Origin of the sequence: Streptomyces sp. NBC_00086 (assembly GCF_026343255.1) — a bacterium.
Lineage (GTDB): Bacteria > Actinomycetota > Actinomycetes > Streptomycetales > Streptomycetaceae > Streptomyces.
Window position 1 is genome coordinate 6,908,115 of sequence record NZ_JAPELZ010000001.1, and the last position, 24,588, is coordinate 6,932,702.

25 protein-coding genes are annotated in these 24,588 nt (G+C 71.0%); 18 read left to right on the plus strand and 7 right to left on the minus strand.

Annotated features, from left to right (window positions below; translation table 11 throughout):
• The first annotated feature begins 89 nt into the window (after positions 1-89).
• Both metK and OG276_RS31395 read left to right on the plus strand, forming a co-directional pair.
• Positions 90-1,298, plus strand: a complete 1,209-nt coding sequence (gene metK / locus OG276_RS31390; protein ID WP_266910435.1) for a methionine adenosyltransferase — start codon at positions 90-92, stop codon at positions 1,296-1,298.
• 110 nt (positions 1,299-1,408) lie between these two features.
• On the plus strand, positions 1,409-3,535 hold the full coding sequence (locus OG276_RS31395) for a primosomal protein N' (protein WP_266910437.1): 2,127 nt from the start codon (positions 1,409-1,411) through the stop codon (positions 3,533-3,535).
• A 236-nt stretch (positions 3,536-3,771) separates the two neighbouring features.
• Here the strand turns inward: OG276_RS31395 and OG276_RS31400 are convergent, their stop codons facing one another.
• Positions 3,772-4,287, minus strand: coding sequence for a hypothetical protein (locus OG276_RS31400; RefSeq protein ID WP_266910439.1), 516 nt, complete (start codon positions 4,285-4,287; stop codon positions 3,772-3,774).
• Positions 4,288-4,548: 261 nt separating this feature from the next.
• Here OG276_RS31400 and fmt point away from each other — a divergent pair, with 261 nt between their 5' ends.
• Together fmt and OG276_RS31410 are read left to right on the plus strand one after the other, a co-directional pair.
• A complete protein-coding gene (gene fmt, locus OG276_RS31405) occupies positions 4,549-5,496 on the plus strand; it encodes a methionyl-tRNA formyltransferase (RefSeq protein WP_266910441.1) in 948 nt (315 codons plus the stop codon).
• A 59-nt stretch (positions 5,497-5,555) separates the two neighbouring features.
• The gene (locus OG276_RS31410) at positions 5,556-7,010 is read left to right on the plus strand and encodes an RsmB/NOP family class I SAM-dependent RNA methyltransferase (protein WP_266910443.1); all 1,455 of its coding nucleotides are present in this window, start codon (positions 5,556-5,558) and stop codon (positions 7,008-7,010) included.
• 528 nt (positions 7,011-7,538) lie between these two features.
• On the opposite strand, the gene OG276_RS31415 is transcribed toward OG276_RS31410, so the two are convergent.
• Positions 7,539-8,246, minus strand: a complete 708-nt coding sequence (locus OG276_RS31415) for a VOC family protein (RefSeq protein ID WP_266910445.1) — start codon at positions 8,244-8,246, stop codon at positions 7,539-7,541.
• Positions 8,247-8,931: 685 nt separating this feature from the next.
• Between OG276_RS31415 and rpe the strand changes: the two genes are divergently transcribed.
• The 5 genes from rpe (at position 8,932) to OG276_RS31440 (ending at position 12,112) form a co-directional block, all read left to right on the plus strand.
• Positions 8,932-9,618, plus strand: a complete 687-nt coding sequence (gene rpe / locus OG276_RS31420; RefSeq protein WP_266910447.1) for a ribulose-phosphate 3-epimerase — start codon at positions 8,932-8,934, stop codon at positions 9,616-9,618.
• 138 nt (positions 9,619-9,756) lie between these two features.
• Positions 9,757-10,770 carry a sugar-binding transcriptional regulator gene (locus tag OG276_RS31425; protein ID WP_243334549.1) on the plus strand — a complete coding sequence of 338 codons (1,014 nt, stop codon included), beginning with the start codon at positions 9,757-9,759 and terminating at the stop codon, positions 10,768-10,770.
• A gap of 136 nt (positions 10,771-10,906) precedes the next feature.
• Positions 10,907-11,131 carry a hypothetical protein gene (locus tag OG276_RS31430; RefSeq protein WP_112452447.1) on the plus strand — a complete coding sequence of 75 codons (225 nt, stop codon included), beginning with the start codon at positions 10,907-10,909 and terminating at the stop codon, positions 11,129-11,131.
• Between the two features lie 49 nt (positions 11,132-11,180).
• Complete coding sequence (locus tag OG276_RS31435; RefSeq protein ID WP_266910451.1) at positions 11,181-11,666, plus strand: ribonuclease domain-containing protein; 486 nt, start codon at positions 11,181-11,183, stop codon at positions 11,664-11,666.
• The gene (locus OG276_RS31440; RefSeq protein ID WP_266910453.1) at positions 11,663-12,112 is read left to right on the plus strand and encodes a barstar family protein; all 450 of its coding nucleotides are present in this window, start codon (positions 11,663-11,665) and stop codon (positions 12,110-12,112) included. Before OG276_RS31435 ends, OG276_RS31440 begins: the two co-directional genes overlap by 4 nt.
• A 140-nt stretch (positions 12,113-12,252) precedes the next feature.
• On the opposite strand, the gene OG276_RS40870 is transcribed toward OG276_RS31440, so the two are convergent.
• From OG276_RS40870 to OG276_RS31460, 5 genes are all read right to left on the minus strand, one after another.
• Positions 12,253-12,744, minus strand: coding sequence for a group II truncated hemoglobin (locus OG276_RS40870; RefSeq protein WP_323182378.1), 492 nt, complete (start codon positions 12,742-12,744; stop codon positions 12,253-12,255).
• Positions 12,741-13,070, minus strand: a complete 330-nt coding sequence (locus tag OG276_RS40875; protein WP_323182379.1) for an antibiotic biosynthesis monooxygenase family protein — start codon at positions 13,068-13,070, stop codon at positions 12,741-12,743. The genes OG276_RS40870 and OG276_RS40875 overlap by 4 nt, the downstream gene beginning before the upstream one ends.
• A 91-nt stretch (positions 13,071-13,161) precedes the next feature.
• The gene (locus OG276_RS31450) at positions 13,162-13,659 is read right to left on the minus strand and encodes a hypothetical protein (RefSeq protein ID WP_266910455.1); all 498 of its coding nucleotides are present in this window, start codon (positions 13,657-13,659) and stop codon (positions 13,162-13,164) included.
• Positions 13,660-13,719: 60 nt separating this feature from the next.
• Entirely contained in the window at positions 13,720-15,516 is a 1,797-nt protein-coding gene (locus OG276_RS31455; protein WP_266910457.1) for an FAD-dependent oxidoreductase, read from the minus strand.
• Positions 15,513-15,785 carry a UBP-type zinc finger domain-containing protein gene (locus OG276_RS31460; RefSeq protein ID WP_266910459.1) on the minus strand — a complete coding sequence of 91 codons (273 nt, stop codon included), beginning with the start codon at positions 15,783-15,785 and terminating at the stop codon, positions 15,513-15,515. The genes OG276_RS31455 and OG276_RS31460 overlap by 4 nt, the downstream gene beginning before the upstream one ends.
• A gap of 287 nt (positions 15,786-16,072) precedes the next feature.
• Between OG276_RS31460 and OG276_RS31465 the strand changes: the two genes are divergently transcribed.
• The 9 genes from OG276_RS31465 (at position 16,073) to OG276_RS31505 (ending at position 24,553) form a co-directional block, all read left to right on the plus strand.
• Positions 16,073-16,897 (plus strand): type 1 glutamine amidotransferase domain-containing protein, encoded by an 825-nt coding sequence (locus OG276_RS31465; RefSeq protein WP_266910461.1) that lies wholly within the window; start codon positions 16,073-16,075, stop codon positions 16,895-16,897.
• A 36-nt stretch (positions 16,898-16,933) separates the two neighbouring features.
• A complete protein-coding gene (locus tag OG276_RS31470) occupies positions 16,934-18,589 on the plus strand; it encodes a thiamine pyrophosphate-binding protein (protein ID WP_266910463.1) in 1,656 nt (551 codons plus the stop codon).
• A gap of 111 nt (positions 18,590-18,700) precedes the next feature.
• Positions 18,701-19,132, plus strand: a complete 432-nt coding sequence (locus OG276_RS31475; protein ID WP_266910465.1) for a nuclear transport factor 2 family protein — start codon at positions 18,701-18,703, stop codon at positions 19,130-19,132.
• Positions 19,133-19,152: 20 nt separating this feature from the next.
• Complete coding sequence (locus OG276_RS31480) at positions 19,153-19,608, plus strand: nuclear transport factor 2 family protein (protein ID WP_266910467.1); 456 nt, start codon at positions 19,153-19,155, stop codon at positions 19,606-19,608.
• A 4-nt stretch (positions 19,609-19,612) separates the two neighbouring features.
• Complete coding sequence (locus tag OG276_RS31485; RefSeq protein WP_323182380.1) at positions 19,613-19,993, plus strand: nuclear transport factor 2 family protein; 381 nt, start codon at positions 19,613-19,615, stop codon at positions 19,991-19,993.
• Between the two features lie 11 nt (positions 19,994-20,004).
• Entirely contained in the window at positions 20,005-21,624 is a 1,620-nt protein-coding gene (locus OG276_RS31490) for a GMC family oxidoreductase (protein ID WP_266910469.1), read from the plus strand.
• Entirely contained in the window at positions 21,617-22,267 is a 651-nt protein-coding gene (locus tag OG276_RS31495; protein ID WP_266910471.1) for a DJ-1/PfpI family protein, read from the plus strand. The genes OG276_RS31490 and OG276_RS31495 overlap by 8 nt, the downstream gene beginning before the upstream one ends.
• The gene (locus OG276_RS31500) at positions 22,267-22,731 is read left to right on the plus strand and encodes a VOC family protein (RefSeq protein ID WP_266910473.1); all 465 of its coding nucleotides are present in this window, start codon (positions 22,267-22,269) and stop codon (positions 22,729-22,731) included. Before OG276_RS31495 ends, OG276_RS31500 begins: the two co-directional genes overlap by 1 nt.
• Before the next feature lies 1 nt (position 22,732).
• Positions 22,733-24,553 carry an AGE family epimerase/isomerase gene (locus OG276_RS31505; protein ID WP_266910475.1) on the plus strand — a complete coding sequence of 607 codons (1,821 nt, stop codon included), beginning with the start codon at positions 22,733-22,735 and terminating at the stop codon, positions 24,551-24,553.
• Positions 24,554-24,588: the final 35 nt, after the last annotated feature.

Below are 24,588 nucleotides of genomic sequence, written 5' to 3' on the forward strand. Positions count from 1 at the left end.
AAACTGCAGCCGGAACGTGATCGGGCGCAGCCTCCGATGTGGTTCCACCAATATTTCAGCCAGCAGCCGCTGCAACCCCAGGGAGCGTTGTGTCCCGTCGCCTGTTCACCTCGGAGTCTGTGACCGAGGGTCACCCCGACAAGATCGCTGACCAGATCAGCGACACCATCCTCGACGCGCTCCTCACCGAGGACCCGACCTCGCGCGTCGCCGTGGAGACCCTCATCACCACCGGTCTCGTCCACATCGCGGGAGAGGTGACGACGAAGGCGTACGCGCCGATCGCGCAGCTCGTCCGCGACAAGATCCTCGAGATCGGCTACGACTCCTCGAAGAAGGGCTTCGACGGCGCCTCCTGTGGCGTGTCGGTGTCCATCGGCGCGCAGTCCCCGGACATCGCGCAGGGCGTCGACACCGCGTACGAGAAGCGGGTCGAGGGCGACGAGGACGAGCTCGACAAGCAGGGTGCCGGCGACCAGGGCCTGATGTTCGGGTACGCCTGCGACGAGACCCCCGAGCTCATGCCGCTCCCGATCCACATCGCGCACCGCCTCTCCAAGCGGCTGTCCGAGGTCCGCAAGAACGGGACCATCCCGTACCTGCGCCCCGACGGCAAGACCCAGGTCACCATCGAGTACGACGGCGACAAGGCCGTCCGCCTCGACACGGTCGTCGTGTCCTCGCAGCACGCGGCGGACATCGACCTGGACTCGCTGCTCGCTCCGGACATCCGCGAGTTCGTGGTCGAGCACGTGCTGAACCAGCTCGTCGAGGACGGCATCAAGCTCGACACCGAGGGCTACCGCCTGCTGGTCAACCCGACCGGCCGTTTCGAGATCGGCGGCCCGATGGGCGACGCCGGTCTGACCGGCCGCAAGATCATCATCGACACCTACGGCGGCATGGCCCGTCACGGTGGCGGCGCCTTCTCGGGCAAGGACCCGTCCAAGGTCGACCGCTCCGCCGCGTACGCCATGCGCTGGGTCGCCAAGAACGTGGTCGCCGCCGGTCTGGCCTCGCGCTGCGAGGTCCAGGTCGCGTACGCGATCGGCAAGGCCGAGCCCGTCGGCCTCTTCGTGGAGACCTTCGGCACGCACAAGGTCGACGTCGAGAAGATCGAGAACGCCATCGGCGTGGTCTTCGACCTCCGTCCGGCCGCGATCATCCGCGACCTCGACCTGCTGCGCCCGATCTACGCGCAGACCGCCGCCTACGGCCACTTCGGCCGCGAGCTGCCGGACTTCACCTGGGAGCGCACCGACCGCGTGGACGCCCTGCGCACCGCTGCCGGCCTGTAGGACCCCGCAGCACCCGCTGGACGGACGGCCCCGGACCCTTGTGGTCCGGGGCCGTCCGCGCGTGCGGGCCCGTCCGCCCGTTGTCGGTGGGGTTTGGTAAGAATGCGGGTGTGAGCAGCACCAATGACGCGGGGGAGCGGAGCGGACCGGGCGGTCCGCCGGAGCAGCTCGCGCTGATGCGGGAGATGGTCGCCGAGGCGAAGGCCAAGGCGCCCAAGGCCAAGCCGCGGACCTGGCGCGGGGCCTCCGTGGCCGAGGAACTGCCCGTGGCCCGGGTCCTGGTGAACAAGGGCGTGCTCCACCTGGACCGGCTCTTCGACTACGCCGTCCCCGCCGAACTCTCCGAGTCCGCCCAGCCCGGTGTCCGCGTCCGGGTCCGCTTCGGCGCGGGCTCCCACCGGGTCCACGGCGGCCGCCGCGAGGGCGGCGGGCTCATCGACGGCTTCGTCATCGAGCGCCGCGCCGAGTCCGACTACAACGGAGCCCTCGCGGCCCTCGCCCAGGTCGTCTCGCCCGAGGTCGTGCTCGGCCCCCGCATGCTCGCCCTCGCCCGCGCCGTCGCCGACCGGTACGCCGGCAGCCTCGCCGACGTGCTCCAGCTCGCGCTGCCCGCGCGCAGCGCCCGCGCCGAGGCCAAGCCGTCCCCCGAACCGCTGCCCCCGCCCGCCGCGCCCGAGCCCGCCGGCTGGGAGCGGTACGGAGCCGGGCCCGGCTTCCTGCGGGCCCTGGCGGGCGGCGGAACCCCGCGCGCCGTCTGGACGGCCCTGCCCGGGCCCGGCTGGGCCGACGAGCTGGCCCGCGCCATGGCCGCCACCCTCGCCTCCGGACGCGGCGCCCTCGCCGTGGTCCCCGACGGGCGCACCGCCGCCCGCGTGGACGCGGCGCTCACCGCCCTGCTCGGCGAGGGGCGGCACGCGCTGCTGACCGCCGAGTCCGGGCCGGAGAAGCGCTACCGCGAGTGGCTGGCCGTCAGCCGGGGCTCGGTGCGGGCCGTGGTCGGCACCCGGGCCGCGATGTTCGCCCCCGTCCGGGACCTCGGGCTCGTCGCCGTCTGGGACGACGGCGACTCCAGCCACAGCGACGACCGGGCCCCCTTCCCGCACGTGCGGGAGGTCCTGGAACTGCGCGCGGTCACCGACGGCTGCGGCTTCCTGGTGGGCAGCACCAGCTGCACGGTGGAGGCCGCGCAGCTCGTCGAGTCAGGCTGGGCCCGCCCGCTGGTCGCCGACCGCGAGACCGTGCGTACGTACGCGCCCCGGATCCGGACCGTCGGCGACGAGCTGCTGGCCCGGGACGGGGCCGCGCGGGCCGCCCGGCTGCCGAGCCTCGCGTGGGAGACCGTACGGGAGGGCCTGAAGACCGGGCCCGTGCTCGTACAGGTGCCCCGGCGCGGCTACGTGCCCCGGCTGGCCTGCGAGCGGTGCCGGACGCCGGCGCGGTGCACGGCCTGCGCGGGGCCGCTGGAGGCGCCCGACGCGCGGGACCTGCACTGCGGGTGGTGCGGGCGGGCCGAGCCGGCCTGGCACTGCGAGGAGTGCGGGTCGTTCCGGCTCCGGGCCCAGGTGGTGGGCGCGCGGCGGACCGCCGAGGAACTGGGGCGGGCCTTCCCGGCCGTGCCCGTACGGACCTCCGGGCGCGACCACATCCTGGACGAGGTGCCCGACCGGCCCGCGCTGGTGGTGTCCACCCCCGGCGCCGAGCCGGTCGCGGCGGGCGCCGGGTACGCGGCGGCGCTGCTGCTGGACGGCTGGGCCATGCTGAGCCGGCCCGACCTGCGGGCGAGCGAGGACGCGCTGCGGCGGTGGATCGCGGCGGCCTCCCTGGTACGGGGCGACGGGCAGGTGGTGGTCGTCGCCGAGCCGACGCTGCGGCCGGTCCAGGCGCTGGTGCGGTGGGATCCCGTGGGGCACGCGGTACGGGAGCTCGCGGAGCGGGCGCAGCTCGGGTTCCCGCCGGTCTCCCGGATGGCGGCGGTCGCCGCCGGCAGCGCCGAGGTCGTCGAAGCCTTCCTGGCGGGGGCCGGGCTGCCGCCGGACGCGGAGGTGCTCGGGCCGGTGCCGCTGCCCGGGCTCCGGGGGGAGCCGTCCGCGGGGGAGCGGGCGCTGGTGCGGGTCCCGCCGGGGAGCGGGGCCGCGCTGGCGGCTGCGCTGAAGGGGGCGCAGGCGGCCCGGATGGCGCGGGGGGTTCCGGCGGCGGAGGCGGTCCGGATCCGGATCGATCCGCTGGACATCGGCTGATCCGCCGGACATCGGCCGATGGGTGGGGCGGCCCTGCGGGGCGGATTCCCCTACCCGCCCTTCCACCGTTCCCCGGGCGCTGCCCGGACCCGGTCCTCAAACGCCGGACGGGCTGAACCGATCGCCTCACACGCCGGCGGGGCCGGATCCATCCGGCCCCGCCGGAAACGACGGAGCCCCCGGCGCAGTGGCCGGGGGCGGGTGTCGTCGGGGGTCGGCGTCCCGGCGCGGGTAGGTCAGCCGTTGCGGGGGCCGGGGAAGGCGCCGGGGCGGGACACGCCCGCCTCCTCGCGCACCGGCTGCGGCGGCACCGAGCGCGCCGCCGGGACGGTGGGCAGGGGCCCCAGGGTCCGGGTCGTCGTGCCCTCGGCCAGCGGCTCCCGCTCGGCGGATTCGGCGCTCTGCGCCCGCCGGGCACCGTAGCGCCGGTGGACGGCCTGCTTGGTGACTCCGAGCGCCGAGCCGACCGCGTCCCACGAGAAGCCGAGCGAGCGGTCGAAGTCCACCGCGGCGGTGACCAGCGTCTCGACGCTGTCCCGCAGTTCCTGCGCGAGGCGGACGGTGGGTGCGGGTGCCCGGCCGTAGACGACGAAGCCCGTGGAGGGGCCTGAGCGGCGCGGGCGGTAGACGTTGCCGAGCTGGGCGGTGAGCGTACGCAGAGCATCCACCTGCCGGCGAACCCGCTCGATGTCCCGCACCAGGAGGTGCAGGCTGGCCCGTGCTTGGGCGTCGTGGGTGGCGTGGTCGGCCATGAAGAAGCCTCTCGAACCGGTGCTGAAGAGCGGATAGGGCCGCAGACACCGTTCTGTTTCGCGGCCCGTTTCGGTCAATCTCTTTTGACCAACGCGCTACCCGGTGGGCAGGTCACGCTGTGGGGGCGTGTCGGCATATGCGAGGAGCGCGCGTGTGTGCGTACGCCCCCTCGGGCGGGCCGTACGACGCAGGTGGGACCGCGGGCGGACAGACCATAGACTGATGTGCTGCTGACAGCCGAGATAGCGAGGTAGACCCCAGTGAAGCTCGTCTTCGCAGGCACCCCCGAGGTCGCCGTGCCCGCCCTGGACGCTCTGATCGCCTCCGGGCGCCACGAGGTCGCCGCCGTCGTCACCCGGCCCGACGCGCCGGCCGGCCGAGGCCGTCGCCTCGTCGCCAGCCCCGTCGCCGAGCGCGCCGAGGAAGCCGGCATCGAGGTGCTCAAGCCGGCCCGGCCGCGCGACCCGGAGTTCCAGGCGCGGCTGCGCGAGATCGGCCCCGACTGCTGCCCGGTGGTCGCGTACGGCGCGCTGATTCCCAAGGGCGCCCTGGACATCCCGAAGCACGGCTGGGTCAACCTGCACTTCTCGCTGCTGCCCGCGTGGCGCGGTGCCGCCCCCGTGCAGCAGTCGATCATGGCGGGCGACCAGGTCACCGGTGCCTCCACCTTCCGGATCGAGGAGGGGCTGGACACCGGCCCGGTCTTCGGGATCCTCACCGAGGAGATCCGGCCCACCGACACCAGCGGCGACCTGCTGACCCGCCTCGCCTTCGCCGGCTCCGGCCTGCTGGTCGCCACCATGGACGGCATCGAGGACGGCACCCTGCGCGCGGTGGAGCAGCCCGCCGACGGGATCTCGCTCGCGCCGAAGATCACCGTCGAGGACGCCCGGGTCGACTGGAACGCGCCGGCGATGCGCGTGGACCGGCTGGTGCGCGGCTGCACTCCCGCGCCGGGTGCGTGGACGGTCTTCCGGGGGGAGCGGCTCAAGCTGGTCTCGGTCGGGCTGGTCACGGACCGGACCGACCTGAAGCCGGGCGACCTGGGCGTGGGCAAGAACAACGTCCACGTCGGCTCCGGCTCGCACGCCGTGGAGCTGCTCTGGGTACAGCCGCAGGGCAAGAAGCCGATGAAGGCCGCCGACTGGGCGCGCGGGGTGCGGATCGCTCCTGGTGAGCGGCTGGGCGGCGGAGCCGACGTAGGCTGATTTTCGTAGTTGTCTTTGCTTTGTCCTTCAGCGTTACGTAAATCCGGAGCACCTTTCACGTGAGCGAACAGCCCAAGAGCGGCGGCAAGCCCGGCAAGACGGCCAAGCCGTACCGCAGGCCCAAGAAGGACCCCGTCCGGATGCTGGCCTTCGAGGTGCTGCGGGCGGTGGACGAGCGCGACGCCTACGCGAACCTCGTGCTGCCGCCGCTGCTGAAGAAGGCACGCAAGGACGAGACCTTCCAGGCGCGGGACGCGGCGCTGGCCACCGAGCTCGTGTACGGGACCCTGCGCCGCCAGGGCACGTACGACGCGGTCATCAAGGCCTGCATCGACCGGCCGCTGCGCGAGGTCGACCCGCCGGTGCTCGACGTGCTCTCGCTCGGCGCGCACCAGCTGCTCGGGACCCGGATCCCCACCCATGCGGCGGTGTCCGCGAGCGTGGAGCTGGCCCGGGTCGTGCTCGGGGACGGGCGGGCGAAGTTCGTCAACGCGGTGCTGCGGAAGATCTCCGCCCACGACCTGGAGGGGTGGCTGGAGAAGGTCGCCCCGCCGTACGAGGACGACGCGGAGGAGCACCTCGCGGTCTTCCACTCGCACCCCAGGTGGGTCGTCAGCGCCCTGTGGGACTCGCTGGGCGGCGGCCGCGCCGGGATCGAGGACCTGCTGGAGGCCGACAACGAGCGGCCCGAGGTCACGCTGGTGGCGCGCCCCGGGCGGTCCACGCCCGAGGAGCTGCTGGAGGCGGTGGGCGAGGACTCGGCGCTGCCCGGACGCTGGTCCCCGTACGCGGTCAGGATGGCCGAGGGCGGCGAACCGGGCGCGCTGGAGGCGGTGCGCGACGGCCGCGCCGGTGTCCAGGACGAAGGCAGCCAGCTGGTGGCGATGGCCCTGGCGGCAGCCCCGGTCGAGGGCCGCGACGAGCGCTGGCTGGACGGCTGCGCGGGCCCGGGCGGCAAGGCGGCGCTGCTCGCGGCGCTCGCCGCCCAGCGCGGAGCGTTCCTGCTGGCCTCCGAGAAGCAGCCCCACCGGGCCCGGCTGGTCGAGCGGGCGCTCGCCGGCAACCCCGGCCCGTACCAGGTGATCACGGCCGACGGAACGCGCCCGCCGTGGCTGCCGGGTTCCTTCGACCGCGTCCTGATGGACGTGCCCTGCTCCGGCCTCGGCGCCCTGCGCCGCCGCCCGGAGGCGCGCTGGCGCCGCCGGCCGGAGGACCTGGAGAGCTTCGCGCCGCTCCAGCGCGGGCTGCTGCGCGAGGCGCTGTCGGCCGTCCGGGTGGGCGGCATCGTGGGCTACGCGACGTGCTCGCCGCACCTGGCGGAGACCCGGGTGGTCGTGGAGGACGTACTGAAGGGCCGGGGCGCGGGTGCGGCCCCGATCGCGGCGGAACTGATCGACGCACGCCCGTACATGCAGGGAGTCCCGGCGCTGGGCGACGGCCCGGATGTGCAGCTGTGGCCGCACTTGCACGGGACGGACGCCATGTATTTGGCGCTGATTCGGAGGACTGGGTAGGGGAGGGGGCTGGGCTGGGGGTTGGTGGCCTGGGCTGCGGGTGGGTCCTTGGCTGCGTGGGGTTCCGGGGGGCGTCCCGGCAGTCCAGTGTCCTTTCAGTGTGGGCCGGTCCCTCAAGGGCGCTCCCTGCGGTCGCGTCGCTACGCGATGGCCTTCGGCCACCCTTGACCGACCGACCCACACCGAAACGCCACAAGACTTCCGGGATCCCCCCGGGGAACGGCCGGGGGGAAGTGACCGAGGGGCGGCCTGGTCTGAGTTGCGCAGCCCGCTTTGGTTGGTGGGCACCTGTGCACGGATCCGGCAGGACCGTGAGCTCAGCCGGTACGGACGCGCGGGGCGATCGGAGCATCCAGGGCCGGGCGTCTGGACACCCTTCCCGTGACCGTCGACCGCCACCCCGAGCGCAAGGTGGACCACGGGCCCCTCAGAGTCGGTGGGCGCGACAGATCGCTACGTACTCTCGCTCGGCTTAGCGACTAACGACCGTCTGTGGCTGATCTGGAGAGGTGGTTCTGGGTGCTTCTGTCAGCTGCCGGGGAGGTCGTTGCGGAGATCTTCGGCGCGGAGGAGATCGTCGGCCAGGGAGGTGCGGTCGGGGGCCTGCAGAGGGATCTGGTCGGCCTCGGACAGTAGGCGGGCGGCCAGGGGGGTGTCGTCCAGGTGGACGGCCATGGCGGCGCGGAGGATCAGGGCCTTGACTCGCGACGGGGGAGGGACGTCGGAGGAGAGGAGGCGGTCGAGGATCTTGGCGGCGGCTGCGTAGTCCTCTTTGGAATCGCCGAGGAGTGAGGCCATGTGGAGGGCCTTGGCCACCGGTTCCTTCGGAACCGGTGAGTGGTGGAGGTCTTCGCTGATCGGTTGGCCGATGCGAATACTGTTGCCGCCCGGGTCGGCCATGATGAACTGCCGCACCCCGTAGGTGGTGTCCTTCAGCGGACCGATCCGGGGGAGGCCACGGGTCGGGATCCTGCCGAGTTCTTGCTTCAGTCCCTTACGGAACTTCGCGTACAGACCGTCGACGTCGTCGGTCGTGATGTAGCACGCGCCGTACGACTCGGCCGGCTCGAAGCCCTTCAGCGCCGCGAACTGCAACTCGACATCACCGTGCTGCACGACGGCATAGGCGTACGGACGCTCTTGTTGGAACGTGACCTCGAAACCTATGGCCTTGTAGAAGTCGACCGTCTCAGGGATGGACCTGCAGGGGAGAATCGCAGCCAGTTTCTCGCTCATTCTCCGACCGTAGAACCATCCACCTCTACTAGTCAAACTTGATTAGCTACCACCTCCTCGCCTCTCTGGTGCCCATGGACGGCCTGCGGTCGCTAAGCCGAGTGGGAGGGGAACCGGTCGCGTGCGGCTTATGTCCAGCCACGGCCGGTCGTTAGTCGCTTAGCCGAGCGAGAGTACGTAGCGATCTGTCGCGCCCACCGGCCCTGAGGCCCTCCTCATCCACCTCTCGCTCTGGGTGGCGGTCGACGGTCACGGGAAGGGTGTCCAGACGCCCGGCCCTGGATGCTCTGACCGCCCCGCGCGTCCGTACCGGCTGAGGTCACGGTCCTGCCGGAGCCCTATCCGGATGCCCTTTGGCCGAAGGGGGCTGCGCATCTCAGACGAGGCCGCTCCTCCCCACTCCTCCCCCCCGGCCGTTCCCCGGGGGGATCCCGGAAGTCTTGTGGCGTTTCGGTGTGGGTCGGTCGGTCAAGGGTGGCCGAAGGCCATCGCGTAGCGACGCGACCGCAGGGAGCGCCCTTGAGGGACCGGCCCACACCGAAAGGACACTGGACTGCCGGGACGCCCCCCGGAACCCCACGCAGCCACCGGCCCACCCGCAGCCCAGGCCACCAACCCGCACCCCCCCACCCCCCACTTCCGGGGTAGTGGCCGGAAGGCGTTGGCGGCATGGCACGCTTGGGGCATGGCCGTTCAGATCAATCCCAGCATCTTGTCCGCCGACTTCGCCCGGCTCGCCGAGGAGGCGAAGGCCGTTCAGGGGGCCGACTGGCTGCATGTCGACGTCATGGACAACCACTTCGTCCCGAACCTCACCCTCGGCGTGCCGATCGTGGAGTCGCTCAGCCGGGCCACGGACATCCCGCTCGATCTGCACCTCATGATCGAGGACCCCGACCGGTGGGCCCCCCAGTACATCGAGGCCGGCGCGGGCTCCGTGACCTTCCACGCCGAGGCCGCCGCTGCGCCCGTGCGGCTCGCGCGGGAGATCCGGGCCAAGGGGGCGCGGGCGTCCATGGCGCTGAAGCCCGCGACGCCCATCGAGCAGTACGAGGACATCCTTCCCGAGCTCGACATGCTGTTGATCATGACCGTGGAGCCCGGCTTCGGCGGCCAGCCCTTCCTCGACATCATGCTGCCCAAGATCCGCCGCACCCGGGAGCTGATCTCCAAGCACGGTCTGGAGCTGTGGCTCCAGGTCGACGGGGGCGTCTCCGCCACGACCATCGAGCGGTGCGCCGAGGCCGGCGCGGACGTGTTCGTCGCGGGCAGCGCGGTCTACGGTGCGGTCGATCCGGCGGCAGCCGTACGCACGCTGCGTGACCAGGCGGGTGCGGCGATCGCCGCCGCGCCCTGGGCTTGCGACCACTGAAACAAGGCTTGGTGAACAGCTCGGTGAACGGGAGCTGTCCAGGCTGATCAACGGCCGTCGTATCTGACAGGATGAACGGCGAGTCGAGAGTGTGAACACGAGAGTGTGAACAGCAGTGAGGAGAACGCGGTGTCTGCAATGTCGGCGGGACGGTCAGCCCTGCGGATGGGACCCGCGGAGCTGGTGCAGGCGGCGGCCATGGCGCGCCGCTTCTACCTGGAGGGGAAGTCCAAGATCCAGATCGCCGAGGAGTTCGGCGTGAGCCGCTTCAAGGTGGCCCGGGTCCTGGAGACCGCCCTGGAGCGCGACCTCGTGCGCATCGAGATCCGCGTACCGGCCGAACTGGACGCGGAGCGGTCCGACGCGCTGCGCGCCCGGTACGGGCTGCGGCACGCCGTGGTCGTCGAGTCCCCCGCCGATGCCACCGAGGACGCGCCGGACCCGGAGAACCTGGGTGCCGTAGCCGCCGATCTGCTGGGTGAGCTCGTCAACGAGGGGGATGTGCTCGGCCTCGCGTGGGGGCGGTCCACCATCCACATGGCCGCCTCCCTGCACAGGCTGCCCCCCTGCACCGTCGTCCAGCTGACGGGCGTGTACGACGCCGGTACGGCCGAGCGCGGGTCCGTGGAGGCCGTGCGCAGGGCCGCGCAGGTGTCGGGCGGAGACGCCCACCCGATCTACGCGCCGATGCTGCTGCCCGATCCGGCCACCGCGGCAGCCCTGCGCAACCAGACGGGGATCGCGCGGGCCTTCGAGTACTTCGACAAGGTGACGGTCGCCGCCGTCTCCATCGGGTCCTGGGAGCCGGGCATCTCGACCGTCCACGACATGCTGAGCGACGAGGAGCGGGCGCACTACGCCTCGCTGGGCGTGGCCGCGGAGATGTCGGCCCATCTCTTCGACGCCGAGGGGCGTCGGGTCGGGCGGGACCTCGGCGAGCGGTGCATCACCGTGGAGGCGGACCGGCTGCGCCGGATCCCCGAGGTCGTCGCCATCGCCGGCGGGCTGCGCAAGGCGTCCGCGATCGGTGCGGTTCTGCGCTCGGGGCTGGTCACCAGTCTCGTCACCGACACCGCTGTCGCGGACTACCTGCTGACCGAATCGGAGCCCGGTTTGCGGCCGGCGCTGGAGCGGGCCGACCCCGACGAGTGATTGTTCGGATTGGTCCGATTGTCCGGACGAATGCCGGTCAAACGCGGGCGCGTGAGGTTCGCCGATGCGGATGGTGCCGTAATTGAGATCCGAACGGCGGACCGTTGGACGGCCTGCTGGGCGCATACTGGGTGCAATGACAAAGTCCGCAGTACCTCGCCGCCACCTGCCGTCCAGCCCGTTCAAGGCCCCCGTGGAAGCGCCGCTCAGGCACTTCAGCGTCGGCGACCGGGTTACTCACGATGAGCACGGCCTCGGCCGTGTCGTCGCCGTTGAGGAGGGGATCGCTGTCCTCGTTGAATTCGGGCCTGAGGTCCGCAAGCGCATCCTGAGTCCGTACACCAAGATGGCCGCCCTCTGAATCCACGGCGCGATTCGCGGGCGAATCGGATATTTGGCACGATCGGTGCATGATCTTTCGGAACGTGCCCCGATCGTTGCTGCGTGTGCTGGGGGCCGTGTTCCTCTGCGCGGCGCTGGTCGGTGCGGTGGGTTGCAGCGGGAAGAAACCCGCGCCTACCGCCGCCACCAGTACGAGTGCGAGTGCCGGCTCCGGCGTTGACGTTGCCCCGAGCGGGGCGGCGAGTTCCGCTGTGCCGACGCCCGGATGGGCGAAGGGGATGGCGACGGTACGGGCTTCGGCATTGCCGCAGCAGGCCCGGGACGTGCTGGTGCTGATCGACAAGGGCGGGCCGTACCAGTACCGGCAGGACGGGACCGTTTTCGGTAATTTCGAGAAGGTCCTGCCGCAGAAGAAGCGCGGCTACTACCACGAGTTCACCGTGAAGACGCCCGGTGAGCGGGACCGTGGGGCCCGGCGGATCGTGACCGGTGGGGGCGGGGAGTTCTTCTACACGGACGACCACTACGACACCTTCAAGGCGGTTCTCCGATGACCTTGGACCCGCGGCCCGTGGCCCCCGCGCTCGAAGCGGCCGAGGCCGCCGGCTGGGCGACCGTACGGCTGGATCTGGACGGCGTACGGAGCAAGGCGGAGCTGATGCGGCGCTGTGGGGGCGCGCTGGGGGTTCCCGAGTACTTCGGGGCCAACTGGGACGCGCTGGCCGATGCGCTGCGGGATCTTTCGTGGTTGCCGGCTGCGCCGGGGCGGCTCGTGGTGGTGACCTCCTGGCGGGGGTACGCGGATGCGAGGCCCGGGGACTGGGAGACGTTGCGGGAGATCCTGGAGGAGGCCGTCGATTTCTGGCGGGCGGATGCCCAGGGGGACGGCGGGGGCGAGGGCGGCGGGCCGGTGTTGACGGTGCTGCTCGCCGACTCCGGCCCGGGGCCGGCTGCCGGGGCTCCGCCCCGGACCCCGCGCCTCAAGCGCCGGCGGGGCTGAATTTGCTCCGCGCCTCAAGCTGCGGCGGGGCTGGATCTGTCCCGGCGGGGCTGGGATGAGCGTGCAGGGCCGGGATGGATCCGCGGGACCGGATAGGCCCGGCGGAGCCCAGGGACTCCGCCGGGTCGGGATTCCTGGAGTCAGGACTTCGGGATCCAGGGCGGGGTTTGGCCCCAGGACCAGACCGGGATGTCGGCCGCGTCCACCGGGGGTGGGTTGGCGCCCGAGTAGATCAGGGCCATGCGGGTGCCCCATTCGATGTAGTACGCGAAGACCGCGCGGAACTCCGGGTCCGTGGGAAGGCCCACCTCGTCCGCGGTGTCCGTCAGGAGGTCCACCCAGCGGCGCCGCTGCTGTTCGGTGATGCCGCGGCCCAGGTGCTTGGTGGCCATGTGCTGGTGGCCGCCGTGGGAGGCGGTGTACTCCTTCGGGCCGCCGAAGACCTCCGCCAGCCAGACCGCTACGTGCTGGGGGTGCTCCGAGTCCATGCCCGCGAAGACCGGGGCCAGGATCTCGTCCTGCAGGGCTCGGGCGTAGAAGACGTCCGTGAGGCGGTTCATCGCCTCTGCGCCGCCCATCCATGCGTAGATGGTGGGAGTGGTGGCGGGTGGGGTGTCGGGTGTGGTGCTCATGACTGGGTGGAGGCCTTTCCGGGGCCGGCCACCTTTGTGACGAGGTAGTGCTGCATTTCCTCGATGGCCGTGACGTACGGGCGGATCGCGGTGAAGAACGCGGGGAAGTGCTCGCCCTTGCGGAAGCCGTTCAGGTGGGCGTCGATCGAGGTCCAGCGGATGCGCAGGATGTAGCGCTCGGGCTCTTCCTCGCAGCGGGCGAGTTCGTAGTCGATGCACTCCGGCGAGGCGGCGAGGGCCTCGGAGGCCCTGACGTACGCGTCTTCGAAAGCCGGCTGATCGTCCAATGCGATCCGGTAGCGGATGTATTCGACGGTGGTGGTCATGGTGCGGGCCTCTCCCTGGGGTCGGGCGTTGATCGCCGGTGGTCCGTGTCAGGCTTGCGCGATCTTGCGGGCGCCGGGGGATCTTTCGCCGTTATGACCCGGACTTCTGGGAGTCGGCGAGGTCCGGGCCCTCCGCGCGGACCTGCTGGACCCGGTCCAGGGACTCGCGCAGGTCCGTCAGCCAGGTGTCGGTGTTGCGTCCGACCAGGCGGACGCACCAGGCCAGGGCGTCGGCGCGGCTGCGGGCGACGCCGCCCGCGACCAGGGTGTCGAGGACCTGGCGCTCGGGCTGGCGCAGGCGGGTCATGACGGGGACCGAGAGGTGGGTGAAGAGGGTCAGCTCCTCGCCCGACCGGGCGGCCCAGGACACCTTGCGGCGGTAGAGCTCCTCCGCGTCCCGGGCGACCTCGACGCGCTGCTCCCGGGTGCGCTCGCGGAAGGCGGCGACCGATTCGGTCTCGGGGATCGCGCCGACGACGGTGATCTCCTCCCGGTCGACCGTGACCGAGAGGATCGAGGTGTAGACGTCCACCGGCAGCCGCTCGGCGAACCAGGTGCGGAGCTGTTCGTTCTGCTCGGTTGTAATCATGTAATCAACGGTGCGTCCGGTGCTCTCTTGATCGCAAGGGGACCGGGCCCGTGTTCGCTCTCAGCCCATCGAGCGGTAGCGGTGGATCAGTGAGACCGCCATGGCTCCCTCGCCCACGCCCGAGGCGACGCGTTTGACCGAGTGGGCCCGTACGTCCCCGGCCGCGAAGACCCCGGGGACGCTGGTCTCCAGCGGGTACGGGGCGCGCTCCAGGCTCCACTCCGCCGGGAGTTCGCCGCCGTTGGCGATCAGGTCCGAGCCGGTGAGGACGAAGCCGTACTCGTCCCGCTCGACCACTCCGGCCAGCCACCCCGTGTGCGGGCGGGCGCCGATGAAGGTGAACATGAAGCGGGCCGGGATCTCCTTGTCCTCGCCGGTCTCGGAGTCGTGGAGCGTCAGGCGTTCGAGGTGGTCCTCGCCGTGCAGGCTGACGACCGTCGTGCGGACCCGCACCTCGATGTTGGGGGTGCGCTCGATCTCGTCGATGAGGTAGCGGGACATGCTGTCGTCGAGCGAGGCCGCGCGGACCAGGATGGTGACCCGGGCGGCGTACTTGGCGAAGTGCACCGCCGCCTGGCCGGCCGAGTTGGCCCCGCCCACGATGAACACGTGCTGCGAGATGCACGCCGAGCTCTCGGTGGTCGCCGCGCCGTAGTAGAGCCCGGCGCCCTCGAAGCGGTCGGCGCCGGGGGCGTCCAGGCGGTTGTACGAGACCCCGGTCGCCAGGAGCACCGTCTCGGCGCTGATCTCCGTACCGTCCGCCAGGGTCAGGATCTTCGCCGGGTCGTCACGGGTCAGGGAGGTCACCTCCACGGGGTGCAGGATCTCGGCTCCGAAGCGGGAGGCCTGGATGGTGGCGCGGCGGGTCAGGTCGCCGCCGGAGAGGCCCGAGGGGAAGCCGAGGTAGTTCTCGATCAGGCTGGAGGTGCCGGCCTGGCCGCCCGGGGCGCGGGAGTCCACCATGAGCGTGGACAGGCCCTCGGAGGCCGAGTAGACGCCGGCCGCGAGGCCCGCCGGGCCCGCGCCGACGATGACGCACTCGTAGTGCGGACGCGAGGCGGTGGTGGCCAGCCCCAGCCGCTGGGCGAGTTGCGTGTCCGTCGGCGCGGAGAGCACCGACCCGTCGGGGAAGCGGACCAGGGGCAGCGCGGCATCGGGCTGGGCGGCGGCGATCACGGTCAGCGCCTCGGGGTCCCGCTCGACGTTGAGGAAGCGGAAGGGCTGGCCGTTGCGGGTGAAGAAGTCCCGGACGGCGTGGGTGCCGGGGGAGACCAGGTGACCCGCGACGATGATCCCGTCGTACGCCGGGCGGTAGGTGGCGAGCCAGTCGGACAGCAGGTCGTCCAGGACCGGGAAGAGCCGCTCGTGCGGCGGGTCCCAGGGCTTGAGCAGGTAGTAGTCCAGGCGGACCCGGTTGATGGCGGTGATCGCCGCGTCCGTCTCGGCGTACGCGGTGAGGAGCACGCGGCGGGCATCGGGGAACCGGCTGACGGCCTCCAGCAGGAACTCGACCCCGGTGACGTCGGGCATCCGCTGGTCGACGAGGAAGAGCGCCGGGTCGTGGCCGCGCTCGTCGAGGGAGTCCAGGATCTTGAGGGCGTCGGCCGCCGAGGAGGCGCCGAGCACCCGGTAGCGGTCGCCGTACGCGCTGCGCAGGTCGCGGCGGACGGCGCGCAGCACCTGCGGGTCGTCGTCCACGGCCAGGATGACGGGCTTGCGGTTCTCCGCGCGCGCCGCGGCTTCCGCGGTGGCGGCGGGGGTGCTCGTGGGCGCGGTGCTCGTGGACGTGCCGCCCGTGGACGTGCTGTCCGCGGGGGTGGGGCCCGCGGCCGCGGCGCTCTCCGGGGCCGCGCTCATGCCGGGTCCAGCATCAGCTTGTCGGCGTAGCACCAGGCCCAGTCCTCGCCGGGCTCGTGGGAGGCCGCGATGGGGTGCGCGGTGGTCCCGTAGTGCCTGGTGGCGTGACGGTTCTTCGAGGAGTCGCAGCAGCCGACGTGCCCGCAGCTCAGGCACATCCGCAGGTGCACCCAGGCGTCACCGGAGACGAGGCACTCCTCGCAGCCCTCGGTTCCGGGTTTCACCGGACGTATCGACTCGATGTGGGTGCACAACAGGTCCATCGTCATCGTCCCCGTCCCTCTCTCGCGCATCCGCGCTTCGCGCCCGTGATTGCAGCGCGCCCATGATTCCGGCGCGTCCAGACCATAAGGCGGGGGCCTGGTGATGGTTCAGGGATTCGGACGAAGTCAGGTAGTCCGGAAGCTACTTCATGACATCGCCGGACGACTTCCTGAGGTGCCCCCATGACCTGGCCGACTACCTCACGAAGTCGCACACCAGCGCTTTGACGGGAACCCCCGGCGCGCCCAGTGTGGGGGACGCCAACGACAACAGGCGGCGCCTGGAGGAATCCGTGAGCAGAAAGATTCTGGTCATTGTCTCCGAACACGGTTACTGGGCCGAGGAACTGATCGGCCCCGTATCGCAGTTCGACGAGCAGGGCTATGAAGTCGTATTCGCCACGCCGACCGGAAAGCGTGCCCACGCTCTCCCGCCGAGCCTCGACGCGAAGTACATCGATCCTCCGCTGGGGCGCTCGGTCACCACCGAGGAGAACGCCCGGCTGGGCCGGGAGTTCGAGCAGTCGAGCCGGCTCGACTCCCCCCTCGACATCGAAGCGTGGGCCCCCGAGCGCCCGTACACGAGCGACTCGGCCTATCTGCCCAAGCTGGAGCAGTACCACCGCGATCTGGACAAGCTCCAGGCCGACATCGCCGGTTTCGACGCGGTGCTCATCGTGGGCGGCAGCGGTCCGATCGCGGACCTCGCCAACAACGAGCGCGTGCACGCCCTGATCCTCGCCTTCAAGAACGCCGGCAAGGTCGTCGCGGCCGAGTGCTACGGCGTCGCTTGCCTGGCCTTCGCCCGGGACTGGGGCGACCGCCGCAGCATCATCTGGGGCAAGCACGTGACCGGCCACTGCAAGGAGTACGACTACAAGGACGGCACCGGATTCCTCGGTACCGATTTCAACATGGGGCCGCCGCCGTACCCGCTGGAATACATCCTGCGCGATGCGACCGGGCCGCGCGGCGCGTACCACGGGAATTTCGGCCACCCCCTTTCGGTGATCGTCGACTTCCCCTTCGTGACCGGTCGTTCGACCCCCGACTCGTATCTGACGGGGCAGAAGATCGTGGAAGTCCTGGAGAACGGCCTCACCCGGTACGGCTGGTAATTCCGGTACGGCGGTACGAAAAGGAGGGAGAGTTCGATGAGTTCTGGAGCCACTCCCGGACGGGAAAGGCTGATCGACCAGTTCAAGGCCGACGGCCTGAACGTCATGTTCGGAAATCCGGGGACGGTGGAACAGGGATTCCTCGACGCGGTCGACGCGGCGGAGGACTTCCACTACGTCCTCGCCCTCCAGGAGACCGTGGCCGCCGGCATCGCCGACGGCTACGCCCGGGCCACCGGCGGGGCGGCGCTGCTCCAGCTCCACTCCGGGGTGGGTCTGGGCAACGGCATCGGCATGCTCTACCAGTCGCTGCGCGGCCACACCCCGCTCGTCGTGGTCGCCGGCGACGCCGGGGTCCGCTACGACGCCATGGACGCGCAGATGGCGTCCGACCTGGTGGCGATGGCGAAGCCGGTGACCAAGTACGCGACCCGGGTCACCGACCGGCACTCCGTGCTGCGCACCATCCGCCGGGCGGTGAAGATCGCCCTGACCCCGCCGCGCGGCCCGGTGTTCGTGGCGCTGCCGATGGACGTGCTGGACGAGCTCAACTCCGAGCTCGTCCTGCCCGCCACGGTGCCCTTCACGGACGTGGCCCCTTCCGCCGCCTCGGTGGGGCGGGCGGCCGAGCTGCTTGCTTCCGCCGAGCGGCCGGTCGTCCTCGTCGGGGACGGGGTCTCGCTCTCCGGGGCGCAGCGCGAACTCGTCGCCGTCGCCGAGCTGCTCGGTGCCGACGTCTACGAGGTCGACTCCTCCGAGGTGAACATCGCGGCCTCGCACCCGCTGCGCCGCGGTCAGACGGGCCACATGTTCGGCCCGCACAGCAAGGAGCTGATCGGGAACGCGGACGGGGTGCTGATCGTCGGCACCTACGTCTTCCCCGAGGTGTTCCCGGAGCTGGAGAGCCCCTTCCGGGCCCGCGCGAGGGTCGTGCACATCGACCTGAACGCCTACGAGATCGCCAAGAACCACCCGGTGGACCTCGGGCTCGCCGCTGATCCCCGGCAGGCGCTGCGCGCACTGGCCGGCGTACTGGAACACCTGCTCACCCCCGCGCAGCGGTCGGCGGCGGCCGGGCGGCTGGACGCGCGGACCCGGGAGCGGGTGCGGGCGGACCGGGCCGAGCGGGAGGCCAAGGAGGCGGACGGTTCGCCGATGGCGGTCTTCCTGCGGACCCTGGCCGAGCGCACCGGCGGGGACCTGATCGTCTTCGACGAGGCGCTGACCACCTCCCCGCTGGTCACCCGGTACCTGCCGCCGGAGCGGCCGGGCGACTACCACCTCACCCGGGGCGGATCGCTGGGCGTGGGCTTCCCGGGCGCGGTCGGCGTCAAGCTGGCGCGGCCGGAGCGGCTCGTCGTCGGCTTCGCCGGCGACGGCGGCTCGATGTACACCTACCAGGCGCTGTGGACCGCGGCCCGGCACGGCATCGAGGCCAAGTTCGTCGTCTGCAACAACCGCAAGTACCGGCTGCTGGACGACAACATCGCCCAGTACTGGCGGGAGCGGGAGATCCCGGAGCACGGCTTCCCGGGCTCCTTCGACCTCTCGCACCCCGAGATCGACTTCGCCGCCCTGGCCCGGTCGCTCGGGGCGGGCGGGATGCGGGTGGAGAAGCCCGACGAGGCGATCGCCGCCGTGGGCCGGATGCTCGCCCACCCCGGGCCGTTCCTGGTCGACGTACAGATCTGACGCCCGACCGGGATCTGACGCCCGACCGGGATCGCACGCCCGACAAACGGATCGGACGCACCACGCCCGCCCGGACCGTACGCAGAGCACGGACAGACAGGAGGAGACCGCATGCCAGCCGAGCGGCTGACCGAGGACGCGATCCGCGCCTTCGCCGAGAAGTGGTACGTGGCCCTGGACCAGCACGTCCAGCCGGACCAGGTGCTGGCCCTGATCACCGAGGACCTGGAGTTCAAGGTCCCGGAGGACACCTTCGTGGGCCACCAGGGCTTCGGCCGCTGGTACGAGGCGGTCACGAACCGCTTCTTCGACGAGGTGCACACGGTGACGAAGGTGGAGCCCGTCATCGAGGGCGACCGGGCGATCGTCCGGGTCCTCGTCAACTGGCAGGCCAAGATCTGGGACCCGCCGGCCGCCCGCAGCGTGTGGCTGGGCTTCGACGCCGACCAGACCTGGACCGTGGTCGCCGGGCCCGACGGGCCGCTGATCCGCCAGTACACCGTCAACGAACTGGAGCCCATGCCCGGTTCCGCCTCCCTCTGAGCGCCGAAGGAGAAGCGACGATGACCGAAGTGACACGGGAGCGGGTCGAGGCGGCGTACCGCGCCCTCGGCTCCGGCGACCGGGCCAGGATCCTGGAGTACTACGCGGAGGACCTGCGCTGGCAGGTCCCCGGCAACCACCCGCTCGCCGGCTGGTACGAGAGCCTGGACGCCTTCCTGGAGCTGATGGGACAGACCCACAAGCTCACGGGCGGCACCTTCCGCATGGACATCGAAGCGGTCCTCGTCGGCGAGGACTGCAGCGCGGACGTCTGCCGCAACGTCGCCGTGCGCGGCGGCGCCGACGAGTCGAGCCGCTCCCCGTACGAGCGGATGGACTACCCGGTCTTCCACTTCATGCGCTGGCGCGACGGGCGGATCGTCGAGGGCCACGACGGTCTCTTCGGCGACACGGCCACGGCCTTCAGCCAGTTCTGGGCGCCCTTCGCGCCGGACGGAACCCGCAGGGACCAGTAGGGGGATGAGCGCCATGGACGCGCGGCAGATCTTGCAGAAGTACTACGAGTACGCCAACGCCGGTGACTGGGACAGCTGGTGCGACCTGTTCGCCGAGGACCAGGTCATGGACGAGCAGCTCGCCGGCCACATCGAGGGACTGGAGACGCTGCGGTCGATGATGAAGGGCATGGGGACCATGTACCGGGTCTTCCGCAACGAGCCCGTGCACTTCCTCGTCGACGGGGAGAAGGCCGCGGCCGTCTCCCACCTGACCGCGGTCACTCCCTCCGGGGAGGAGATCGAGGCCGAGGTCATGAACTTCTTCCGGATCGTGGACGGAAAGATCGCCTACATGGCGAACCACCACGACACGGTTCCCTTCCAGGTGCTCGGCCAGGGCTGAGGGGGCGCGCGATGGCCGTGGATGAGTACGACTACATCGTCGTGGGATCCGGCACCGCCGGCAGCGTCCTGGCGAACCGCCTCTCCGAGGACCCGGACGTCAGCGTCCTGGTCCTGGAGGCGGGAGCGGGCCGCATCCCTCCCGAGGTGGACGATCCGTCCTCCTGGTACAAGCTGCTCGGCGGGCCCGTCGACTGGGGGTACACCAGCGTCCCGCAGCCCGGGCTGGACGGCCGCCGCACGTACGAGCCGCGCGGCAAGGCCCCCGGCGGCAGCAGCAACCTCTACATCATGATGCACATCCGGGGCCACGCCTCGGACTTCGACAACTGGGCCTACCAGGGCGCGGCCGGCTGGGCGCACGAGGACGTACTGCCCTACTTCTCGCTGCTGGAGGGCCAGGAGGACGCCACCGCGCCGACCACCGGCACCCGCGGGCCCCAGCGGATCACCCACGCCGGGCGGCACGGCCCCAACCCGGTCTCCCGCGCCTTCATCGACGCCGCCGTCGAGCTCGGCCACGAGGAGATCGCCGACTTCAACACCGACGGGCCCCGGCGCGGTCTCTTCGGCACCGGCTGGCACCACATCGACGTGGCCGACGGCCGCCGCCAGGGCGTCCTCGCCGCCTACCTGGAGCCGGCCCTCGACCGCTCCAACCTGACCCTGCGCACCAGTGCGCAGAGCACCCGGCTGCTCTTCGACGGGGACACCTGCACGGGCGTGGAGTACGTCCAGCTCCAGGCCCCCGCCACGCTTTCGGACAGCGACGCCGCCGGCCGGACCGTGCGCGACGGGCACAGCACCGCTCCCGAGCCCGGGCCGCACACCGTACGGGCCCGCCGGGAGGTGATCGTGGCCGCCGGGGCGATCGAATCGCCGAAGCTGCTGCTGCTCTCCGGGATCGGGCACCCCGAGCAGCTGCGCGAGCACGGCATCGCGACCGTCGCCGAACTGCCCGGGGTCGGCGAGAACTTCCACAACCACGTACTGACCGGGCTGATGGCCGAGGTCACCCAGGAACTGCCGCCGCCCGCGCAGAACTTGTCGGAGAGCGCGCTGTTCCTCTCGTCCCGGCCGGGGCTGCCGGCGCCGGACCTGCAGATCGCCTTCGTGCACGTGCCGTTCGACGTGATCGTCGGTCAGGACCATCCGAACACGGTGTCCATCCTGCCGGGTGTCGTCCGTCCCGTCTCGCGGGGCTGGATCAAGCTGGCGAGCGCCGATCCGCTGGCCCACCCGTTGATCCACCCGAACTACCTGGGCGACCGCTGGGACTTGGAGCGGATGGTCCAGGGCGTCAAGACCGCCCGGGAGCTCTTCGCGACCTCCGCCTTCTCGCCCTGGTACAAGCAGGAGCTCCAGCCCGGACCGGGCTACGTGTCCGACGAGGACCTGCGCACCTTCGTGAAGCAGAAGTCGGAGAGCTACCACCACCAGGCCGGCTCCTGCCGCATGGGCATCGACGACCTCTCCGTCGTCGACCCCGAACTGCGGGTGCACGGCGTACGGAACCTGCGCGTCGTCGACGCCAGCGTGATGCCCGCCGTCCCGTCGGGCAACTGCCACACCGCCATCGCGATGATCGCCGAGCGCGCGGCGGACTTCCTGAAGGGGGTGTCCCGTGTCTGAAGTGGTCCTGCGCGAGGGTGCGCTGACCGGGACCCGGATCGCGGTCCTGATCGAGAGCGACTTCTACGAGCCGGAGATCTTCTACTACGGCCGCCGGTTCGCGGAGGAGGGAGCCGAGGTCGACTTCCTGACCCGGCTGTGGGGCAACGACTCCATCACCTTCTCCGGGCACGAGTACCGGGCGCCCTTCACCGCGACCCGGTCCCTGGAGGGGCTGAGCGACGAGGAGCTGCGCCGGTACGCGGCGATCATCGTGCCCTCGGGCATGGTGGCCGACCGGCTGCGGTACACCGAGGACGTGGACGTACTGGCGCCGGCGACGGAGCTGCTGCGCCGGGCCTTCGAGGAGCCGACCGTCCTCAAGGCGGTGATCTGCCACGGCATGTGGCTGGCCGCCTCGATCCCGGACAAGATCCGCGGCCGCAAGGTCGTCTGCCACAACAACCTCATCGGCGACGTCCGGAACATGGGCGGCGAGTACGTGGACGAGGACGTGGTGGTCGACGGCGACCTGGTCACCGGACGCACCGGCGCCCACCACCACCTGTTCGCCCGCCGGATCATCGAGCTGATCGCCGCCGACCGGGGCGGGCGGCGCGCCCAGGGCGCGCAGGACGCCCGGGACGCGCGGGGCACCGGCTGATGGCCCCGATGGTCTGGTCGCACGTGGGCCTGAACTGCGCCGACCAGAAGACCACCGAGGACTTCTACACCCGGTACTTGGGCTTCGCCCGGGCCCGGGTGGTCGACCTCGGAGACGCATCGATCATCTTCCTCCGCCAGGGCGACGTGTACCTGGAGCTCTTCGCGGCGGGCACCGAACCGGCCGACACGGCTCAGCACGACGGGCCGGCGGCGCCGGGCCGGATGCGGCACCTGGCCTTCCAGACCGACAGCGTGGACGGCTTCCTGGCCACGCTCGGCGATGCGGCCGAAGTGACCCTGGGGCCACTGGACTTCGACGATTTCATCTGCGGGTGGCGGACCGTGTGGGTCCGCGATCCCGACGGGGTGATCGTCGAGGTCAGCCAGGGATTCGAGGACGAGCACGGCCGGGAGTACGGCCGCGAGCAAGGCCACGACCACGAAGACAAGGACGGTGCATGACATGGCGGACGCCGTGAGCTTCTCCTTCTCCGACACGATCGCCGGCTACGTCGGCCGCTTCGACTCCGGGACCCGGCTGCTGAGGCTGAAGACCTCGGACGGCCGCGAGTTCGACGTCTCCCTGGCCGGGGACCCCAGCGCCGAGCTGGTCCGCAACCTGGACGAGCCGTACATCGACGCCTCCGGGCACATCGACGAGATGCTCTCGCCGGGACGGTTCCTCTACGTCTACGGGGTGCACTACCCCGAGCAGGGCGGCCGCTTCGAGGCCAAGCGCCTGGTGTTCCTGGGCCGCGGGGCCGAGGACTACCGCTTCGAGGAACCCAGCTGGTGGATCAAGCAGATCGAGTCGCTGGCCGACTTCTACAAGCGGGCGCAGTTCGGCGACGGGCCGGTGGACTTCGCCGAGTACCGCACCGAGATCCGGCTCGGCGGCGACAAGACCGCCAGTCATGTCCAGGAGACCGACACGATCTCCCGCCTGGTCTACGGCATGGCCTCGGCCTACCTGCTGACCGGCAAGGACGAGTACCTGGAGGTCGCCGAGCGGGGCACCGAGTACCTGCGCAAGCACATGCGGGTCGTGGACAGTGAGGAGGACGTGGTCTTCTGGTACCACGGCATCAGCGTCGACGGGGACAGCGAACGCAAGCTGTTCACCTCGGAGTTCTCCGACGACTACGACGCGATCCCGATGTACGAGCAGATCTACGCCCTGGCCGGCCCGATCCAGACCTACCGGGTCACCGGCGACATCCGGATCAAGAACGACGCGGACGCCACCATCCGGCTCTTCGACAAGTTCTTCAAGGACCCGGAGCAGGGCGGCTACTACTCGCACATCGACCCGATCCTCTTCAGCGCCGACCACGAGTCCCTCGGGGAGAACGCGGAGCGCAAGAACTGGAACTCGGTCGGCGACCACGCCCCCGCGTACCTGATCAACCTGTACCTGGCGACCGGTGAGCAGCGCTACGCGGACTTCCTGGAGTACACCTTCGACACGATCGCGGACAAGTTCCCGGACTACAAGAACAGCCCCTTCGTCCAAGAGCGCTTCTTCCGCGACTGGTCCCACGACACCGCGCACAGCTGGCAGCAGAACCGCGCCGTCGTCGGCCACAACCTCAAGATCGCCTGGAACCTGATGCGGATGAACTCGCTGAAGGCCAAGCCGGCCTACGAGGAGCTGGCCCGCAAGATCGGCGAGATCATGCCGGCCGTCGGCAGCGACGTGCAGCGCGGCGGCTGGTACGACGTGGTCGAGCGCGTCAAGTCGGGGGGCGAGGAGACGTATCGTTTCGCCTGGCACGACCGCAAGGCCTGGTGGCAGCAGGAGCAGGCGATCCTCGCCTACCTCATCCTGAACGGCACCGTCGGCGGCGACGCGAACCTGCGCGAGGCGCGGCAGGCCCAGGCCTTCTACAACACCTTCTTCCTCGACCACGACGAGGGCGCCGTCTACTTCAACGTGCTCGCGAGCGGGACCCCGTACCTGCTCGGGACCGAGCGGCTCAAGGGCAGCCACTCGATGTCCATGTACCACTCGGCGGAGCTCTGCTACCTGTCCGCCGTCTACAACAACCTGCTCATCAACGGCCGGGAGATGGACTTCCACTTCCAGCCCGACCCGACGAACCTGCCCGACCGCGTGCTGCGCGTCTCGCCCGACCTGCTCCCCGCCGGCTCGGTGCGGATCGCGTCCGTCGAGATCGACGAGAAGCCGTACACGGACTTCGACGCCGACGCGCTCACCGTCCGGCTGCCCGACGTACAGGGCCGGGTCAAGGTCAAGGTCCGGCTTCGCCCGACCGCCCAGTAGCGCTCAACGGGGGCGCCCCACTCAGAGGGGAAAGC

Coding starts and splice junctions, on each gene's coding strand:
- OG276_RS31400 (WP_266910439.1), bottom strand. CDS start 4,287: ATGGCCGACCACGCCACCCACGACGCCCAAGCACGGGCCAGCCTGCAC.
- OG276_RS31415 (WP_266910445.1), bottom strand. CDS start 8,246: ATGAGCGAGAAACTGGCTGCGATTCTCCCCTGCAGGTCCATCCCTGAG.
- rpe (WP_266910447.1), top strand. CDS start 8,932: ATGGCCGTTCAGATCAATCCCAGCATCTTGTCCGCCGACTTCGCCCGG.
- OG276_RS31425 (WP_243334549.1), top strand. CDS start 9,757: ATGTCGGCGGGACGGTCAGCCCTGCGGATGGGACCCGCGGAGCTGGTG.
- OG276_RS31430 (WP_112452447.1), top strand. CDS start 10,907: ATGACAAAGTCCGCAGTACCTCGCCGCCACCTGCCGTCCAGCCCGTTC.
- OG276_RS31435 (WP_266910451.1), top strand. CDS start 11,181: ATGATCTTTCGGAACGTGCCCCGATCGTTGCTGCGTGTGCTGGGGGCC.
- OG276_RS31440 (WP_266910453.1), top strand. CDS start 11,663: ATGACCTTGGACCCGCGGCCCGTGGCCCCCGCGCTCGAAGCGGCCGAG.
- OG276_RS40870 (WP_323182378.1), bottom strand. CDS start 12,744: ATGAGCACCACACCCGACACCCCACCCGCCACCACTCCCACCATCTAC.
- OG276_RS40875 (WP_323182379.1), bottom strand. CDS start 13,070: ATGACCACCACCGTCGAATACATCCGCTACCGGATCGCATTGGACGAT.
- OG276_RS31450 (WP_266910455.1), bottom strand. CDS start 13,659: ATGATTACAACCGAGCAGAACGAACAGCTCCGCACCTGGTTCGCCGAG.
- OG276_RS31455 (WP_266910457.1), bottom strand. CDS start 15,516: ATGAGCGCGGCCCCGGAGAGCGCCGCGGCCGCGGGCCCCACCCCCGCG.
- OG276_RS31460 (WP_266910459.1), bottom strand. CDS start 15,785: ATGACGATGGACCTGTTGTGCACCCACATCGAGTCGATACGTCCGGTG.
- OG276_RS31470 (WP_266910463.1), top strand. CDS start 16,934: ATGAGTTCTGGAGCCACTCCCGGACGGGAAAGGCTGATCGACCAGTTC.
- OG276_RS31475 (WP_266910465.1), top strand. CDS start 18,701: ATGCCAGCCGAGCGGCTGACCGAGGACGCGATCCGCGCCTTCGCCGAG.
- OG276_RS31480 (WP_266910467.1), top strand. CDS start 19,153: ATGACCGAAGTGACACGGGAGCGGGTCGAGGCGGCGTACCGCGCCCTC.
- OG276_RS31485 (WP_323182380.1), top strand. CDS start 19,613: ATGAGCGCCATGGACGCGCGGCAGATCTTGCAGAAGTACTACGAGTAC.
- OG276_RS31490 (WP_266910469.1), top strand. CDS start 20,005: ATGGCCGTGGATGAGTACGACTACATCGTCGTGGGATCCGGCACCGCC.
- OG276_RS31500 (WP_266910473.1), top strand. CDS start 22,267: ATGGCCCCGATGGTCTGGTCGCACGTGGGCCTGAACTGCGCCGACCAG.
- OG276_RS31505 (WP_266910475.1), top strand. CDS start 22,733: ATGGCGGACGCCGTGAGCTTCTCCTTCTCCGACACGATCGCCGGCTAC.